This window comes from Morganella sp. HMSC11D09 (genome assembly GCF_001807955.1).
GTDB classification, from domain to species: Bacteria; Pseudomonadota; Gammaproteobacteria; order Enterobacterales; family Enterobacteriaceae; genus Morganella; species Morganella morganii.
In genome coordinates, this window is the sequence record NZ_KV791667.1 from 20,389 (window position 1) to 36,800 (window position 16,412).

Sequence of the window (16,412 nt, forward strand, 5' to 3'; positions counted from 1 at the left end):
TAAACGTAATAACATCAGTTGCATACGACTGCCACTTTTCGTTGTTCCGTATCCGGATGCGGTATTAACCTGATAGCCGTTTCATATAATCCGGAAAGACGGGTTTCATCCTCCAGCAATGCAGCATTGCCTTCAAACGCTACTTTGCCTTTTTTCAGGGCGATAATATGGGTTGCATACTGCAATGCAAGATTAAGGTCATGAAGGATAACGATGATACCGGTACGCTGTGTGCGGTTTAAATCCTGCAGCAGCCTCATCAGTTGGTACTGATGATGAATATCCAGTGCGGATGTCGGCTCATCGAGGATCAGTACCGGGGATTGCTGTGCCAGTAACATGGCAACCCATGCGCGCTGACGTTCACCGCCGGATAAATTATCGGCGGGTATTTGTGCAAATTCCGTGACACCGGCACTCTCCATGGCTTGTGAGATAATAATGTTATCTTCCGGATGCCGGCGGCCAAATGTGCCGCGCCAGGGAAAACGCCCCAGGCTGACCAGTTCACGGACGGTCAGCCCGGCAGAAACCGGCAGTTTTTGCGGCAAAAATGCCACTTGTTGTGCCAGCTCCCGTTTGGTGTAACCGGTGAGGTTTTTATTATTCAGCAAAATTTCCCCCTGATCCGGCCGGGTCTGACCGGCCAGCAGATCAACCAGGGTGGATTTTCCTGACCCGTTATGACCAAGCACAACAGTCAGTTCCGTTGCCGGGATCGTCAGGGACGGGACGGATAAAATTACCCTCCCGTCACGTACAACACGGATACCATTCAGTTCAAACATAACTACCAGCTGTATTTGGTCTGAACGACAACAGAACGGGATTGGCCGTAATAGCAGTAATAATCACATGCAGAAATATATTCTTTATTCAGCAGATTATTCACATTGACCTGAAGCTGCCATTGTTTGTTCAGCTTATAAATGACCGCAGCATCCCATAATGCAGCAGCAGACACAGTACGATCACTGCTCGCCGGATTGTCTTTTGATTTACCGAGATAGCGGACACCGGAGCCAAGTGTCAGTTCTCCGCTGCCGGTTACCGGCAGTGTGTAATTGACCCAGGCGGATGCCATGTGCTCAGGGATAAGCGCAGTCTGTTTACGTCCCTGACCACCGGTATTATCTGTTTTGGCATTTGTGTAGGTATAGGATGCCTGAACATTGACATTATCAGTCAACTGCACAAATCCTTCAGCTTCTGCCCCCGTTGATGTGACTTTTCCTGTCTGTGTGGCAACAGAAGTATCCGGATTGGTAACCAGTGCATTTTTCTGTTCAATACTGAACCAGGCAATATTCAGATAACCATCGAGGAATGAAGGCGTATATTTGACTCCGGCCTCAATTTGTTCACCTTTCAGCGGTTTATACAAATCGCCGGTCGCAGGGTCGATGGTGCTCATCACTTCAAATGACTGTGAATAGCTGGTATAGGGTGATAACCCGTTATCCGCCAGATACATCAGCCCGGCATTGACACTTACCTCACCATCATTCCGGGATTTATCATTATGAGCTGTCTGATTTTTATTCTCAGTTTTTACCTGATCATAACGCACCCCGGCAACACCGATCCATTTACCGTCCAGCTTGATTTGGTACCGGGAATAGAGGCTTGCCTGAGTTTTATCTATTGTCCGGTTAATATTATCGGCCGGGTCCAGTGGTACGTATTGTCCGTAGACCGGATTCCACGGATTGATCGGACTGAATGCATAACTGTCCTGTTCATCACCTTTTGTCCGGTGATACTGAATTTCAGCCCCTGCCAGCAGGGTGTGCTCCAGACGTTCTGAATCCCATTGTCCCGTCAGGTTGTTATCGAATGTTATACTCTGGCTGTTACCGTCACGGAATACAACACCACGGGCGAGAGAGGTTGCAGATGTATCTGCGTTCGGAAATGCATATACACTGCGCAGCGTCAGTGAATTATAACCATAATTCAGGCGCTGGGAGAAACGCCAGGTCGTGTCAATATCGTGTTCCAGCAGATATCCGGCGGAAAACTGTGAGCGCTTGTATTTATCATAATCCGGCTCGCCAAGATTCGCTGACGGTTTAATTTTTCCGTAAGGTGAATCGATCAGTGTACCGGCTGCAGGGAAAAACGGGTTGGTTGGTGTACCATCATCATGCAGATACGTTGCCATCAATGTCAGCATGGTATCGTCAGAAAGCGCCATCGCAAGTGAAGGCGCCAGATAAATTCGTTTGTTATCCGTTTTATCCAGTTCACCGTCTGCCTGTTTCATCAAACCGACTATCCGGTAACGGATATCCCCATCATCGCTGGCATGACCGGCAACATCAAAACCAAACCCGCGCTGATCATTATTTCCTGCTTCAAGGAAAAATTCCCCTTTCGGGGTAAACAGCGGCTTTTTAGTCACCACGTTTACAGCACCACCGGGGGTAGATTCGCCAAACAGAACCGCAGACGCGCCTTTAACAACTTCAATTTGTTCGAAACCATAAGGTTCAAGCAGCCAGGTATAATACCCGTCGCGGAATAAACGGCTGTTATCCAGATAGGTCGCGGCATCAAAACCACGGATTTTAAACCAGTCAGTATCATTATCCGCACCGTAAGGCTGAGCAGTTACCCCTGAGGTGTAGCGCAGTGCTTCATCCAGTTTTTGCGGTGCGCGGGTTTCCAGCTCTTTTTGCGTAATAACAGAAACGGATTGCGGTGTTTCCTGTAATGCGGTGTCAACTTTCAGCACCCCGGCACTGACAACAACAGTGTCAGAAGTATTACTGTTTGCTGTTTGTGAGTACGCAGGTACAGCACAAAGGGCAACGAAAACATGAAGTGTGATAGCTAAGGGTTTGAAATAAAAAAAATTAGTCATAGCGCCCCTGAAAAGACGAATAATAACGATAATGAGTATTATTAACTATGATTATGCTGTATGGAACTAAAATTTAACCGATACTGAAGAAAGGGAAGAGGTCACCCGAACGCATCCGTGATATCCGTGCCAGTGAGCGGCGGGTGTATTTACGGGTGAAAGATATTTTCGCTATGGCTGTGAACCGGGAATTAAGATCCTTCCGGTATCAGCGTACCATGACAGGTTTGAGCCGGATTGGTTTTCCGGCTAGAAATCAGTCTTAGAAAAACCGGTCATGTCATCCAGTCCCATTTCGCGGCCTAACGCCGTCATCGGATGGACAATGATCAGGCCCCGCACCGATTTCTTCAGCTTGCCGATATCAGCCTGTTCTTTCTTAGTGATAGAGCGCTTGAACGGCATATCCACCAGCTTTTGTGCTTCTTTGCTGAGTTTCTTGCTTCGTTGTTCCTTCAGACGGGCAATGTCAGTTTCCAGCGCGGCTTTTTCTTTCTCAAGTTCTGCGTACTTTTCCGTTTCGTTCTTTTGCAGCATACCGGCCATCTGGTGACGGGTAAGGTCTAAACGGTCGCTGAGAAGCTTGATTTGTGCTTTTTCGTTTTCTTTCATTTTAATTAACCGTGAATAAATTTCCTGCCGGGAAGTATACACCATTCTGCATAAGAGGACGAAAAGGGAAGATGTCACAATTTTAAACATTAAAACCCAATTGTGCCCATGCGTCTTTCCATTCAGAAATTCGTTTTACCGAAATAGCATGATGAGTCGAGTTATCATTAATAGCCCGCCTTCCGTTATGTTTATCTAAATAATCTGAATGAGCCTCATAAATATCATTCTGTATCCATGACAATGGTATTATATAAAAAGTGGCAGGCTCTTTTCTGATATCGATAAATATCCAGAATTCATTGTCTTTTTTATCAGGTACACACTTATTTGCATAGTTGATTGATGTTTGCCACGTCCCTGACATTTTAGCTCTGGTTGTTACTTTATATTTTTTGCCAGTTGGAGAGTCAAATTTGATAAACGTTCTGCGGCCTTCTTTGCAGACGGAAACATTTATAGCACCAAGGCTCATTAGTTTTTGCAAGACCTTTAACTGTCCTGATTCTGCTGTAGTCATCTTTCCTCCTGAATGGAAAGTTGTTATGTCCGCCCGGAATCTTACTCCTTCACATTCCAGTTTTTAAAATAGCGTTTTAATTTTTCGACAGTATGGCGCCATTTCGGTGCCGTGGGTTTACAAACGGTATTTTGGTTACCGAAGAATCCGACTTCATTTACCGCCTCTTGTTCACTGCGGGTTTCCAGCCATTTGACAGGGACAAAATACTCAGATTTATCAGGATCATCGGCATTCCGCTGATAAAGTTCCCTGTACCTGAGTACATCCATCGCCAGCTTTTCACCCTCTTCTGTGGTGATAGTAAAGCTACCGGCAGGCTCAACAGCGCTCTGAACAATACCAACGCCGACATAACCCGTCGCCGGGATTTTTACCCACACCCGGTCCCCCGGCTGAAGTTGTTTCAGCGTCTGGCTGTACCAGCTTCCGCCGCCCGCACTGATAAATCCGTAACGACGAGCCTCTTCCCAGACACGGCTTTGCGGGTCGCCAAACGAGACATAAAACTCACCATTCCAGGGTTCTTTTGCATTCGCACTTGTGGCGGTGGCCTGTGCCGCATTAGTTTGCGTTTCACTCGGGTCGATAAGCCAGGCGCGGCTTAAGAATTGCTCTTCTCCATGCTGAAAAACCTTAAAGAACAGGACGTTGATTGAGATACCATTTTTACTCAGATAATCCACAATACGCTCGGTGGACGGGTCCAGCTCTGCCGCCACAATAATGATTTGATGTGACTGATTAAGCGATTCTTCCTCCAGCTCAGCATTGAAACGCAGTCTGAATGCATCACCCAGATTGCCGCCACCAGAGAATTTTTCATAAATCTGCGACAGACGGTCAGCAGTAAGATCATCCACCCAGGAGGCGTAGTCCAGTGCCTGTGCGACCACTTCACGCGGCGTACGGTCACGTTTAAGTTCAATCAGGACCAGTGATGCGTCCGGCGCAATCGCCAGCAGATCGATACGGCCCTTATCGAGGGTATTTTCCTGATGGCCGATAATCATCCACTGGTCGGAGAGAATGGTCGGGTCATTTAAAATCATCTTCTCCAGCAACTGCTCACTGGCGAGTTTACTGATGGTCAGCGGCCGGGGTTTATCTCCGACCCGCCAGATAGCATGATGAACCGGCATCGTCTGTTCCTTAGTTTAATGCTGCGTCAGTGAGTGCATCCACCAGATGAAGCTTGGTTTGTTGGGATTCAATTATTCCACATACCAATTTTGAACATAGTTTATTCATTTCCTTAACTCTGTCCCTTATTCTCAAACTCTCGTTAGTTGAAGGCAGTGCAATAAGTGTATTAGCCAATCTATTTAAAGCCATTTTTTGCACACCTACCTGCATTGTTTTATCTATAAATTGTTCTTGGCAAAGATCGCTTCTTAAACACAGATATAAATAGTCTTTTGAAATTAATTTTGATGGTATTAGTCTAGCTGCATTCTCAGTAAGATTCATACCATCCAGCAACGCCGGAACAGTACCGCATTTACCAATTGTCGCACCAACAATTGTCATATAAATATCATCTTTAGTTATTATATAGTTCTTGATTTTTTGGTGCATTTCTTCATCAATATATTTTAAATCAGATAAATCAATAGTCCCATCTTTCATATCCGCCACACGAATATAGACATGAGGAGTTGGTTCTGTTAGTAATTTATAACCATTTGAAACCCTTTTCCCGCCTTTTATAGCAACGAGTTCTGCTAAACGACACCACACCCACCCTTCCGGCAATTCAAATGGCTTTTCCTCATCACTCACTGGCGGCAGTGGTTTTTGTTTTTTAATTTTCCCTTCTTTTACCAGCTCCGCTTTCTCTTGCTCAATACGTTTAAGCAGTTCAGAAGCAGGTTCATCGTTAGGATCTTGCGACACAAGTTTACCCATAACTGCCAGTTGCAGAATGGTTTGCTTAAGTGCATCGATGCTGGCTTCAGTGGTAAACAGCGTGTCGAAATGCTGGCTGATTCGCACCCAGTTTTCGGCGAGTTCTTCGGCATTTTGGCTATCGGTCAGCGTTGCCAGCAGGGTTTTTACCAGTTGCTGATGAGCATCCAGACTGGATAAAGATTGCTGTTCCAGTTGGTCGCAGAGGGACATGAGCTCCTCAACTTTAGAAGCAATTCTATTCTGTTCCTTAACAGGGGGAACTAAAATAACAAGGGGGTTAAGTTTTTCGAGAGAAATATTAGCAATATTTGTTGTCTGACTGGAGCTATCAATAAGAATAGATTTTATATTCGGAGAACGTAATACTGACATCAAAAAACCAGCATTAAAACCATATGGCCTGATGACACTTAGAAAACCACCAAATGTTGCAGAGCCAGTAGGAATGTTATAGATATATGCAACTTTTCCAACCAGCTCTCGACTATTTGCCATCGACATAACAATATCGCCTTTTTCAGCGAATTGCTCAGAACGCTTCACAAAAGATTTACTGACATAAAGTAAATCATCCCATTCAATGCTATCTTGAATATTCGCAGTCCGCAAACAAGCAACTTTTCCTTCTGACGGTTCTTTATGCTTTTCACTTGCAGGAAATGTAATTCCACGAATAATTGCAACAGTGTTACCTAAACGAGCCCACTCCCACCCCACCGGCAGCTCAAACGGCTTCTCATCTTCGCTAATCTCAGGAAGTAGTTTTTGCTTTTTAATTTTCCCCTGTTTTACCAGCTCCGCTTTCTCAGCCGCAATACGTTTTAACAGCTCCGACGCCGGTTCATCATTCGGGTCCTGCGGCACCAGTTTTCCGCGTACCGCCAGTTCCAGAATCAGCTCACGCAGTTTCTTAATACCATAGAGATCGATTTTGCCATTGCTGCCACGCCCGGCAGTGGAGCGGGTTTGCAGGGCAGAAGACCAGATATCGATATGGTCAGAGATCAGCTTCTCAACAGTCATCAGTTAGCATCCTTATTGCCTGTCAGTGCAGCGCCAAGAATATCGCGCAACTGGTTACGCAGTTTGCTGATTTCCGCCTGCTGTTTCTGGTACTGCGCCAGCAATTCGTCCGGGTCGTGGCTGATGATTTCGCCCTGATAGGGATTTTTAATATCGAGGTTGAAGTTGCGGGCGATAATGTCATCAATGCTGACTTTCCACGCCTGATGGTTTTCTTTACGGGCAGCAAAACCGTCGGCTTCATTTCCCCACCAGTCGATCTCAGCCTGAAACTCTTCAAACTTCATCGGTTTGGTTTTACTGTAGTTCTTCACGCCGTCCGGGTACGGGTGCTCATAGAACCACACCTCTTTGGTTGGCTGACCTTTGGTGAAAAACAGAATATTAGTTTTGATACCGGTGTACGGGTTAAACACGCCGTTCGGCAACCGCACGATGGTGTGCAGATTGCACTCCTCAGTGAGCAGTTTTTTAATCTTGGTTTTCACTCCTTCGCCAAACAACGAGCCATCCGGTAATACCACTGCCGCGCGGCCTTTGTCTGCCAGTACTTCGATAATTAATTGCAGAAACAGATCAGCGGTTTCACGGGTCTGCATCTCTGCCGGGAAGTTTTTCTCGATACCGTCTTCTTCGGTACCGCCAAACGGCGGGTTGGTAACAATCACATCAATCTGCTCATCCCAGGAAGAAAGCGGCTTATTGAGTGTGTTGTCATGGCGGATTTGTACCGGTACTTCAATGCCGTGCAGCAGCATGTTGGTGGTACACAGCAAATGCGGAAGCTGCTTTTTCTCTACGCCGCAGATCTGTTTTTGCAGTATTTTGTGGTCTTCGGTGGTATTGACGTAATGCTCTTTCACATGGTCAAACGCACAGGCGAGGAAACCGCCGGTACCGCACGCCGGGTCCATAATTGACTCACCCAGCTTCGGATCAATACGATTGACCATAAAGCGCGTCACGGCGCGTGGAGTATAGAATTCACCTGCATTTCCTGCACTTTGCAGGTCACGCAGGATCTGTTCGTAAATATCGCCAAACAGATGCCGTTCCCGGCTGCTGCCGAAATCAATTTCATTGAGCTTGTTAATCACCTGGCGCAGCAGTGTGCCATTTTTCATATAGTTATAGGCATCGCTGAACGCCTGTCTGACAACAAAGCCACGCGGATTTTTATCGATCGGCGCGATGAGGTTTTTAAGCCCCGGAAAAAGATCGTCGTTCACAAACTCCAGTAACTCATCACCGGTAATACCCTCACTATCTGCTGCCCAGCTGCGCCATAAATAGCGCTTCGGGATCGGGAACTGATAATCATCCAGCTCCAGTTCCAGCTCTTCTTCCTGGGTATCGAAAATTTTCAGGAACAACAGCCATGACAGTTGCCCCAAACGCTGGGCATCACCGTCAACACCGGCATCTTTACGCATAATGTCCTGAAGGGATTTAATTACTGAACTAATCGACATGTTTTCTTTCCATACTAAAAAAGACAGCCACCGGCCACAGGCGCGGCGGTGGCAATATATTTATTCGCTGTCAGGCTAATCGTGGCGGTAACCGGTAGATTTCGTTTTCCAGTTCGTTGACGGCCTGCTCATACGCTGCTTTGTTACCAAAGCCGGCTCTGATGATCTCTCCCGGACGGCCCAGCGCATCAAACGGTTTCAGTTTGAGCACCAGAACGTCCTCAATTTCCTGCACACCTTCATCAGCATATTTGTCCAGCAGAGTATTAAGTACCTGCTGAGCCGGTTCGGCATACTTCGTAAAATAGTTACGTTTACGCACATTTGCTGCACGCTCCTGACGCGTTAACGGCGGCTGACCGTACACCACATGGCAGAGCAAATCAAACGGGTCGAGATCTTTACCCACCTCTTCGGCCAGTACATCCCATAAAATCCCCAGTTGCTCCAGTTCTTCAATGATGACCTGTTTGCGCGGAGCATTCTTCCATTTGCGCATAAAGCCATCCAGTGAAGCGTACTCACTGTCTTTCAGCATTGTTTTGCGGGTGTAATCGCGGAAGGATTCAGTCACCAGTTTACCGTCAGAATCATAATACTGAACACGTTTAGCCAGCACTTTTACGTGTACGCCATTCACATAGAATTTACGGACTTTGTCGTCATCATCACTATGGAATTCACCACAGCCTTCATACCTGTCGCGGTTAACCTGATAGTCAGCGGTATCTTCCCGCGCTTCACCGGCGGTATTATCATCATTTTCCGCATCAAGTTGCTCGTTAAAATCCGAATCCTGATCGGAAATGTCACCGGGTCTGACCACCAGCACTTTTTCCGGCACGCCGTCAAAGCGCTCATCCGCAAACAGTTCGGTTGCTTTTTTAAAGTCGAGAATGGTGAACCACAACTTACCGTACTTTTCGTTGATACGCGTACCGCGCCCGATGATTTGCTTAAATTTGGTTATGGACTGAATATTTTGATCCAGCACGACCAGCTTGCAGGTCTGCGCATCGACGCCCGTACTCATCAATTCTGAGGTGGTTGCTATCACCGGATAAGGCTTTTTCGGATTAATAAAGTTATCCAGCTGTGCTTTGCCGATATCATCGTCACCGGTAATTTTCATCACGTATTTTTCGTTCTTCAATACCTGCTCAGGATTAAGCACCACCAGCGCATGACGCATCCGCTCTGCATGATCAATATCGTTACAGAAAACAATGGTTTTATCCATCGGGTTGGTACGTTTCAGGTAATCGGTGATAGTCTTCGCCACCAGCATAGTACGCTCATCAATAACCAGCGTGCGGTCAAAATCCTTCAGATTGTATATACGGTCTTTAATCTCTTTGCCGTATTTATCCAACTGACCTTTAACCGGCCGCCAGCCCTGAACATCGACATCGATATCAACACGCACGACTTTGTAAGGGGCGAGGAAACCGTCTTCAATTCCCTCTTTCAGTGAATAGGTGTAAACCGGTTCACCAAAATAATCGATATTGGAGACGTCTTCTGTTTCTTTTGGTGTTGCTGTCAGGCCAATCTGAGTGGCGCTGCCGAAATACTCCAGAATCTCCCGCCAGGCGGAATCTTCGGACGCACTGCCACGGTGACATTCGTCAATCACAATCAGGTCAAAGAAATCCGGAGCAACCTGTTTATAGGCTTTCTGATTCTCTTCCGGTCCGGTAATGGCCTGATACAATGCAAGATGTACTTCATAAGCAGGATCGATAGTACGGCCGGTGACTTTGGTCATCGCAGTGCCGAAAGGTTGAAAATCATTATTTTTAGTCTGATCGACCAGAATGTTGCGGTCTGCAAGAAACAGAATACGTTTCTTATTTCTGGCTTTCCACAGCCGCCAGATTATCTGGAACGCGGTATAGGTTTTGCCCGTGCCGGTTGCCATAACCAGCAAAATACGATTCTTTCCCGCTGATACGGCATCTATCGTCCGGTTAATTGCCCGCATCTGATAGTAACGGGGCGATTTCCCGCTGCCGTCATCGTAATAATCCTGACTGATAACGGGCAACTGTTGCTGAGTAAACCCTTTCCAGTCGCAATATTTTTGCCAGAGCAGCTCTGGTGCCGGGAAAGCATCAAGCATAATTTCTGATTCGAGCTGCTGCGGATTGGTTTTATCATGGAAGATAAACCCATCACCGTTAGAAGCAAACACAAAGGGTACATCAAGCAGTCCGGCATAATCCAGTCCCTGCTGCATCCCTTTACTGATGGCGTGCTTATTGGCTTTGGCTTCGATAACCGCCAATGGCAGGTTAGGCTTGTGATACAGTACGATATCGGCAGATTTCACTTTGATACGTGATGCCAGCTTTCCGCGGACCACTATCTTACCATCACGCAGTTTCACTTCCTGACGAATCTGAGTCAAATCATCCCAGCCGGCATCCTTAACTGCGGGAAGGATAAATTTGCTGATAATATCCGTTTCACTCATATTCGTTTTGTTTACACCAGCCATAGCAGAGCGCTCCATGAAAGTGGGTTAGCTCTGATTCTACACAAATTAGTGCATCAGGTAAGGACTAAAGCAACATTTCGGGTATTCACTTCCCCTGAAATGGAACAACTATAATCAGGCTTTCTGCCATGAAAACAGCAGAGGTCATAATGAAGAAAGTACGTTAGGACAGTACCTATATCCGGCAGGATATTTACACGATTCTGATTGATGTCGGTATGGCAGCTGATGCTGAAAATCATAAATTATTCACAGAAGCCTGCCGGAAAAATCTTGATACCTATCAGTCCTTATATGACGATTCATCAAAAAGTTTATATGCCCGCGTTGATCTGATTTATAACTTTGTCTATAACCAGGAATTAAAAAATTACCGGGCCAGTTTTACCGGCGAACTTCACGCACCGATGTATCGTTACGACAATTCAAAGAATAATACGGAATATGATTTTGTCCGGAATAAAATCCGGGGCGGACTGGATGAAACCAGTAATGAGATCAATAACCTGATCTATGAACAAATGATTGAAATTCTCTACAAACCCGCATATATGGGTGAATCAAGGCACCCCGGTAATATTATGCTGTCACTGGACAGTGTCAGAAGAGAAATGGCACCGGAACTGGTGCTGAAACTGGTTAAATAGCGGTGAATATAAGACACCGGCTGAGTCCGGTGTCTTTTTATTTTCAGACAAAAAATCCCCCTGCTGATATCCCGGCTCCCTGATACATCAGCAGCCCCGCAATAATAAAGATCCCCCCGGCGATCAGCCGGAAAATATCGCTATAATACCGGTTTGGTGTCCGCCCCGGATTACGGGACAGGCGCAGTGCCAGAAAGCGCATGCTGTGTACGAACCAGGCTATCATACACAGTGTGATACCGGTTCCCAGCGCCATTGCGAATACGGCAATAATTCCCCAGTGAAAAACACCGATAACTGATGAGAACAGTAAAACTAATAATGCCCCCGAACACGGTCGGCTGCCCATGGCCAGAATCATACCGGCTTGTGTCCGCCAATTGCCGGTGACTGTATTTCCCGGCATAACATGCTGATGACCACAACTGCATGTCTGAACTTGTCCGCTTTGCAGATAAACCGGTTTTAACGCAACAGGGGGTTTATTATCCGATACGCGGATTGTTTTTATTTGCGGCTTATTGACCGGTGGTCTGATAAATAAACGACGTAATGTGCGGATAACAATAATGGCGCCAAAAAGAATAATAAATGCATAGCTGGCTTTCTCCGTTATCTGGCTGACATTATTTAACTGGCGTACTGACAAATTTAATATAAACAGTACAACAGAGACTAAAATAACCGCCACAGTGCCCTGAAGCAGAGAAGCCAGAATACTTAATAACGCGCTGTGGCGTAATTTTGCCGGATGTGTGGCGATGTAAGCAGAAAGGATAACTTTACCGTGGCCGGGACCCAGTGCGTGCAATAAGCCGTATAAAAAACTGAAAAGCGTCAGAAGCCCGCCCGCTTTCAGCGGATCAGACACTACTTTCTGAATCAGCACCGCCATTTCAACATTCAGTTCTTTTTGTAATTTTGCACTGACATGCAGCAATGACGGCCACTGGCTATACAGCAACCCACCCGCAGACAAAACAATAAGTACAACAGTGAGCTGAAGAATAATCCGTGAATATGATGTCATCCGTTATCTCACTCCGGGCAATGTAAGGTGATCTGCTGTGCAAACTGGCGACCGAGCGTCAGGTCATCATCCGGGGTATCGCCGGTATCCAGCGACAGCGCGTAATCTTTCAGGGTATCCGAAGGATCTGCCTCGGTAAAAACTAACCGGCACTGTGATGCATCCGGTGGAGAAAGGTGAACCGCGCGTTTGCCGTTGTAGGTCATACTGACAAAAAAAGTCGGTTCATACGTTTTCAGCTCAATGGTACTGCCGGCTAACGGTATCGGATGCAATAGTGAGACACGGAATGACATAACAATCTGTAATCCCTCACGCGTCATCCGGTAGGTGTCCGGAAAGAGTTTAAGAGGCTGTTTTTTATTCTGATAATTCAGTTCGGAAAAATAAGACTGTGCAATTATATTGGCCATCACAGATGCTGCCTGCTTCTTCCACTGCGGGCTGTCTTCTTTGCTGTTCATCAAATCATACAGAATATCTGCGGAAGTCATCGGATCCATTTTCCAGACATATTCAATCCCCCTCAGCGTATGGTTTTCCGTCACAAGGGTCGTTTCCATATCAATAAAACTGTGCGGGTGTGCAAACACCTGCGGACTGAATGTCAGCAAAAACAGGAAAGAGAGCAGTAACGTATTCATTCTTCTGATTAAATTCACAGATTATCTCACCTGGCAAAAGATGTTATAACATAACATAGTGTTACGGATGAAAATACTGTTTTCTGAAACACCGCAGCAGACAGAAAAACATCATAAAATGACGAAAGTGCGATCCCTGCCACAGATATCCGTCATTCATTCACCTGTTCAATAAAACATCATAAAGATATAAGTCACACCGCCGATAACTCAAATATACCCTTATTTGTTTCGGGAGTTTTGTATGTCCTGGTATCCGTCCCGCATTTCAACCCGCCTGACTATCGGGGGCATCCTGCTCCTGGCCGTCACTACTGCCATTATCATTGTTGTTATGCTGTGGCGGGGTCAGCCCCGCGTTGTGGAAATTAATACTGCATTAATTGAAGAAACCGGACGCGGCCTGACATCCCGGGTCAGTACAATTTTATCTCAGACAGACGGAAAAACGGTCAGTCTGGCGCGCCTGGCGGAAGTGCTGCCCAATGATGAGGCGCTGTACCGCTATATCCCGCCCAATCTGATTGAAAACAACAGCCTGATCACCGGTGGCGGGATCTGGCCGGAGCCGGGGGCATTCACCCCGGGAATTGAGAAACGCAGCTTTTTCTGGGCACGGAACCCGGCCGGGGAACTGGTTTTTTCTGATGAGTACAATACAGAGGGTGCCGGTAATTATCACAATGAAAGCTGGTACCGGAATGCCCGTGAGCAATCCACGGAAAGCTGTTTGTGGTCTGATGTTTACCGCGATGCCATTTCCGGTGTGAATATGGTGACCTGCAGTGTGCCGTACAAAACCGACGGAAAATTTGCCGGTGTCGCGACAACGGATATCCGTCTGGATAATATCGCCGCGATTATGCAGCAATACGGCAACAGCACCGGCGGCTATGCTTTTGTGACAGACCGGCAGGGGCAACTGATCTATTTTCCGGGTGATGACAGTAAGCAATTCAAAACCTTTGATGAACTGGCTGCACAATCAGCCTGGCTGGCACCGGTGGCGGTAAGCCTGAAGCAACCCCATTCAGAGCAATCCGCTATCGACAGTATCCGCATTGATAATGACGGGCAGCTGAACACCGCTTCACAGGTGATGCTGTTCCCGATGGCCGATACCGGATGGGTCATCGGCCTTGTCACGCCGGAGAGCCGGATCACCGGGCTGGCAAAAGTGATGATGCAGGATGTGCTGGAAGCCCTGCTGCCGATCATGGCACTGTTGTTGCTGGGTTCCTGGCTGGTTGTCCGCCGACTGATCACCCGCCTCGATGAAACCCGTAAGGCCCTCGATGACATCGCTCACGGGGAAGGCGACCTGACCCGGCGGATGGAAGTTCGCGGTGCCGATGAAATCTCCGCTATCTCACAGGCATTTAATCTGTTTGCCGATAAAATATCATCCATGTTGCTCACGGTACGCAGCAGCAGCTCTGTTGTGGCTGGAAATACCGTTAATCTTGCTGATAATAATAACGAATTATCCGCACGGGTCACACAGCAGGCCGCTGCGCTGGAGCAGAGTGCTTCCGCGATGGAAGAACTGAACGTGACGGTACGTCAGAACAGTGAGAATACCCATCAGGCCGATGAACTGGCGGAAACCACTGCACAAACAGCGAGCCGCTGCGGAGATATGATGCGTGATGTGATTTCGACAATGAACAGCGTTAGTACATCATCCGGACGAATGGTTGAAATCGTGTCAGTGATCGACAGTATTGCATTCCAGACCAATATTCTGGCACTGAATGCCGCCGTCGAGGCCGCGCGTGCCGGTGATTCCGGGCGAGGCTTTGCAGTGGTGGCGACTGAAGTCAGATCACTGGCTCAGCGCAGTGCACAGGCAGCACAGGAGATTAAGGCGCTGATTGATGAGTCTGTGCAGAATGTCAAAACCGGCAGTAATCAGGTGCATGAAGCCGGAGAAACGCTGGCAGATCTGGTGATGGATGTGTTGCAGGTAAGACAGCTGATGAGTGATATCCGCGTTGCCGGTGAGGAGCAGAGCAAAGGGCTGGCCGAGGTTACGATGGCTGTCTCAGAGATGGATACCACGGTACAGCAGAATGCCACATTAATTGATGATGCTGCTTCACGGACGCAAATCCTGCGAAGAGAAGCCGAACAGCTTTCGCAGATGGTATCGGCCTTTAAATTACCGGAACCGCGTTAATAATGCAGATACGTTTCCCGGCAGAAAACGCTCTGCCGGGAACACGTGAAATATCAGTCCAGATCTGACGCATTATGACGTTCGCGGATAAACCGGTCTGACGGCTCTCCGCCGCTGCGGTTAACCCGGCGTCCGCGCTGAACAGCCGGACGTGCCGCTATCTGCTTCGCCCAGCGGATCACATGCGGATATTCACTGACAGACAGGAATGTCGCCGCATTATACAGCGTACCCAGCACTAACCCACCGTACCATGGCCATGCAGCCATATCAGCAATAGTGTAATTATCGCCGGCAATAAATTCATGCTGACTGAGCTGACGGTTCAGGACATCCAGCTGGCGTTTGGTTTCCATCGCGTAGCGGTTAATCGGATATTCATATTTTTCCGGTGCATACGCATAGAAATGGCCAAACCCGCCGCCGACAAATGGTGCAGATCCCATCTGCCAGAACAGCCATGACAGTGTTTCAGCCCGTTCAGGCTGAGTTTCCGGCAGGAACAGGGAAAATTTTTCTGCCAGATACGTAAGAATTGCTCCGGATTCAAAGATCCGTACCGGCTTCGTACCACTTCTGTCGACCAATGCCGGAATTTTTGAGTTCGGGTTAATATCAACAAACCCGGAACCAAACTGGTCGCCTTCGCCGATATCAATCAGCCAGGCATCGTATTCCGCATCGCGGATCCCCGCCGCCAGCAGTTCTTCAAGCATGATAGTGACTTTCTGACCGTTAGGTGTTCCCAGCGAGTAAAGCTGTAATGGGTGTTTACCAACAGACAGGGCTTTTTCATGTGTCGCCCCGGCAACAGGACGGTTGGTATTGGCAAATTTTCCGCCGTTTTTCTGTTTCCATTCCCACACCTGAGGCGGGACATAGGTTGGATCAGCCATAACGATGCTCCTTTGTATTTTCTGCCGGATTGAAGTGATCAGTTATCCAATCTACCTTTCGGTGAATAAAATACAAACGGAATTTTCTTTTCGCCCAAACGCAAAAAAGCCA

13 protein-coding genes and 1 pseudogene are annotated in these 16,412 nt (G+C 47.4%); 3 read left to right on the plus strand and 11 right to left on the minus strand.

Going from position 1 to position 16,412, the window contains the following annotated elements:
* Positions 1-14: 14 nt before the first annotated feature.
* On the minus strand, positions 15-788 hold the full coding sequence (locus tag HMPREF3119_RS05880) for an ABC transporter ATP-binding protein (RefSeq protein WP_024475111.1): 774 nt from the start codon (positions 786-788) through the stop codon (positions 15-17).
* 2 nt (positions 789-790) lie between these two features.
* The gene (locus tag HMPREF3119_RS05885; RefSeq protein ID WP_024475112.1) at positions 791-2,866 is read right to left on the minus strand and encodes a TonB-dependent siderophore receptor; all 2,076 of its coding nucleotides are present in this window, start codon (positions 2,864-2,866) and stop codon (positions 791-793) included.
* 107 nt (positions 2,867-2,973) lie between these two features.
* Between HMPREF3119_RS05885 and rhuM the strand changes: the two are divergent.
* Positions 2,974-3,057 (plus strand): annotated as a pseudogene (gene rhuM, locus HMPREF3119_RS19685) (RhuM family protein); the annotation flags it as partial.
* Between the two features lie 58 nt (positions 3,058-3,115).
* On the opposite strand, the gene HMPREF3119_RS05890 reads toward rhuM, so the two are convergent.
* The 6 genes from HMPREF3119_RS05890 to hsdR all read right to left on the minus strand — a co-directional run bounded on the left by HMPREF3119_RS05890 (position 3,116) and on the right by hsdR (position 10,904).
* Entirely contained in the window at positions 3,116-3,478 is a 363-nt protein-coding gene (locus HMPREF3119_RS05890; protein ID WP_036418318.1) for a YibL family ribosome-associated protein, read from the minus strand.
* 82 nt (positions 3,479-3,560) lie between these two features.
* Positions 3,561-3,998 (minus strand): hypothetical protein, encoded by a 438-nt coding sequence (locus HMPREF3119_RS05895; RefSeq protein ID WP_225902816.1) that lies wholly within the window; start codon positions 3,996-3,998, stop codon positions 3,561-3,563.
* A gap of 41 nt (positions 3,999-4,039) precedes the next feature.
* Positions 4,040-5,140, minus strand: a complete 1,101-nt coding sequence (locus tag HMPREF3119_RS05900) for a PDDEXK family nuclease (protein ID WP_070578916.1) — start codon at positions 5,138-5,140, stop codon at positions 4,040-4,042.
* 10 nt (positions 5,141-5,150) lie between these two features.
* Positions 5,151-6,932 carry a restriction endonuclease subunit S gene (locus HMPREF3119_RS05905; RefSeq protein ID WP_070578919.1) on the minus strand — a complete coding sequence of 594 codons (1,782 nt, stop codon included), beginning with the start codon at positions 6,930-6,932 and terminating at the stop codon, positions 5,151-5,153.
* Positions 6,932-8,404 (minus strand): N-6 DNA methylase, encoded by a 1,473-nt coding sequence (locus HMPREF3119_RS05910; RefSeq protein WP_070578922.1) that lies wholly within the window; start codon positions 8,402-8,404, stop codon positions 6,932-6,934. The genes HMPREF3119_RS05905 and HMPREF3119_RS05910 overlap by 1 nt, the downstream gene beginning before the upstream one ends.
* Positions 8,405-8,474: 70 nt before the next feature.
* Positions 8,475-10,904: an EcoAI/FtnUII family type I restriction enzme subunit R gene (gene hsdR / locus HMPREF3119_RS05915; protein WP_070578925.1), complete on the minus strand. Its 2,430-nt coding sequence runs from the start codon at positions 10,902-10,904 to the stop codon at positions 8,475-8,477.
* Between the two features lie 218 nt (positions 10,905-11,122).
* Here hsdR and HMPREF3119_RS05920 point away from each other — a divergent pair, with 218 nt between their 5' ends.
* Entirely contained in the window at positions 11,123-11,551 is a 429-nt protein-coding gene (locus HMPREF3119_RS05920) for a hypothetical protein (protein ID WP_070578928.1), read from the plus strand.
* 43 nt (positions 11,552-11,594) lie between these two features.
* On the opposite strand, the gene HMPREF3119_RS05925 is transcribed toward HMPREF3119_RS05920, so the two are convergent.
* Both HMPREF3119_RS05925 and HMPREF3119_RS05930 read right to left on the minus strand, forming a co-directional pair.
* A complete protein-coding gene (locus HMPREF3119_RS05925) occupies positions 11,595-12,581 on the minus strand; it encodes a nickel/cobalt transporter (RefSeq protein WP_070578931.1) in 987 nt (328 codons plus the stop codon).
* An 8-nt stretch (positions 12,582-12,589) separates the two neighbouring features.
* Positions 12,590-13,243, minus strand: a complete 654-nt coding sequence (locus HMPREF3119_RS05930; protein WP_004904538.1) for a DUF1007 family protein — start codon at positions 13,241-13,243, stop codon at positions 12,590-12,592.
* Between the two features lie 226 nt (positions 13,244-13,469).
* On the opposite strand from HMPREF3119_RS05930, the gene HMPREF3119_RS05935 reads away from it, so the two are divergent.
* Positions 13,470-15,404, plus strand: a complete 1,935-nt coding sequence (locus HMPREF3119_RS05935) for a methyl-accepting chemotaxis protein (protein WP_046024979.1) — start codon at positions 13,470-13,472, stop codon at positions 15,402-15,404.
* 53 nt (positions 15,405-15,457) lie between these two features.
* Here the strand turns inward: HMPREF3119_RS05935 and yghU are convergent, their stop codons facing one another.
* Positions 15,458-16,300 carry a glutathione-dependent disulfide-bond oxidoreductase gene (yghU, locus tag HMPREF3119_RS05940; protein WP_032099247.1) on the minus strand — a complete coding sequence of 281 codons (843 nt, stop codon included), beginning with the start codon at positions 16,298-16,300 and terminating at the stop codon, positions 15,458-15,460.
* Between the last annotated feature and the right edge of the window lie 112 nt (positions 16,301-16,412).

What these genes read in the sequence shown, in the direction of transcription:
- HMPREF3119_RS05910 (WP_070578922.1), bottom strand. Translation starts at nt 8,404, where the DNA reads ATGTCGATTAGTTCAGTAATTAAATCCCTTCAGGACATTATGCGTAAA.
- HMPREF3119_RS05935 (WP_046024979.1), top strand. Translation starts at nt 13,470, where the DNA reads ATGTCCTGGTATCCGTCCCGCATTTCAACCCGCCTGACTATCGGGGGC.
- hsdR (WP_070578925.1), bottom strand. Translation starts at nt 10,904, where the DNA reads ATGGCTGGTGTAAACAAAACGAATATGAGTGAAACGGATATTATCAGC.
- HMPREF3119_RS05885 (WP_024475112.1), bottom strand. Translation starts at nt 2,866, where the DNA reads ATGACTAATTTTTTTTATTTCAAACCCTTAGCTATCACACTTCATGTT.
- HMPREF3119_RS05925 (WP_070578931.1), bottom strand. Translation starts at nt 12,581, where the DNA reads ATGACATCATATTCACGGATTATTCTTCAGCTCACTGTTGTACTTATT.
- HMPREF3119_RS05880 (WP_024475111.1), bottom strand. Translation starts at nt 788, where the DNA reads ATGTTTGAACTGAATGGTATCCGTGTTGTACGTGACGGGAGGGTAATT.
- HMPREF3119_RS05920 (WP_070578928.1), top strand. Translation starts at nt 11,123, where the DNA reads ATGGCAGCTGATGCTGAAAATCATAAATTATTCACAGAAGCCTGCCGG.
- yghU (WP_032099247.1), bottom strand. Translation starts at nt 16,300, where the DNA reads ATGGCTGATCCAACCTATGTCCCGCCTCAGGTGTGGGAATGGAAACAG.
- HMPREF3119_RS05905 (WP_070578919.1), bottom strand. Translation starts at nt 6,932, where the DNA reads ATGACTGTTGAGAAGCTGATCTCTGACCATATCGATATCTGGTCTTCT.
- HMPREF3119_RS05890 (WP_036418318.1), bottom strand. Translation starts at nt 3,478, where the DNA reads ATGAAAGAAAACGAAAAAGCACAAATCAAGCTTCTCAGCGACCGTTTA.
- HMPREF3119_RS05900 (WP_070578916.1), bottom strand. Translation starts at nt 5,140, where the DNA reads ATGCCGGTTCATCATGCTATCTGGCGGGTCGGAGATAAACCCCGGCCG.
- HMPREF3119_RS05895 (WP_225902816.1), bottom strand. Translation starts at nt 3,998, where the DNA reads ATGACTACAGCAGAATCAGGACAGTTAAAGGTCTTGCAAAAACTAATG.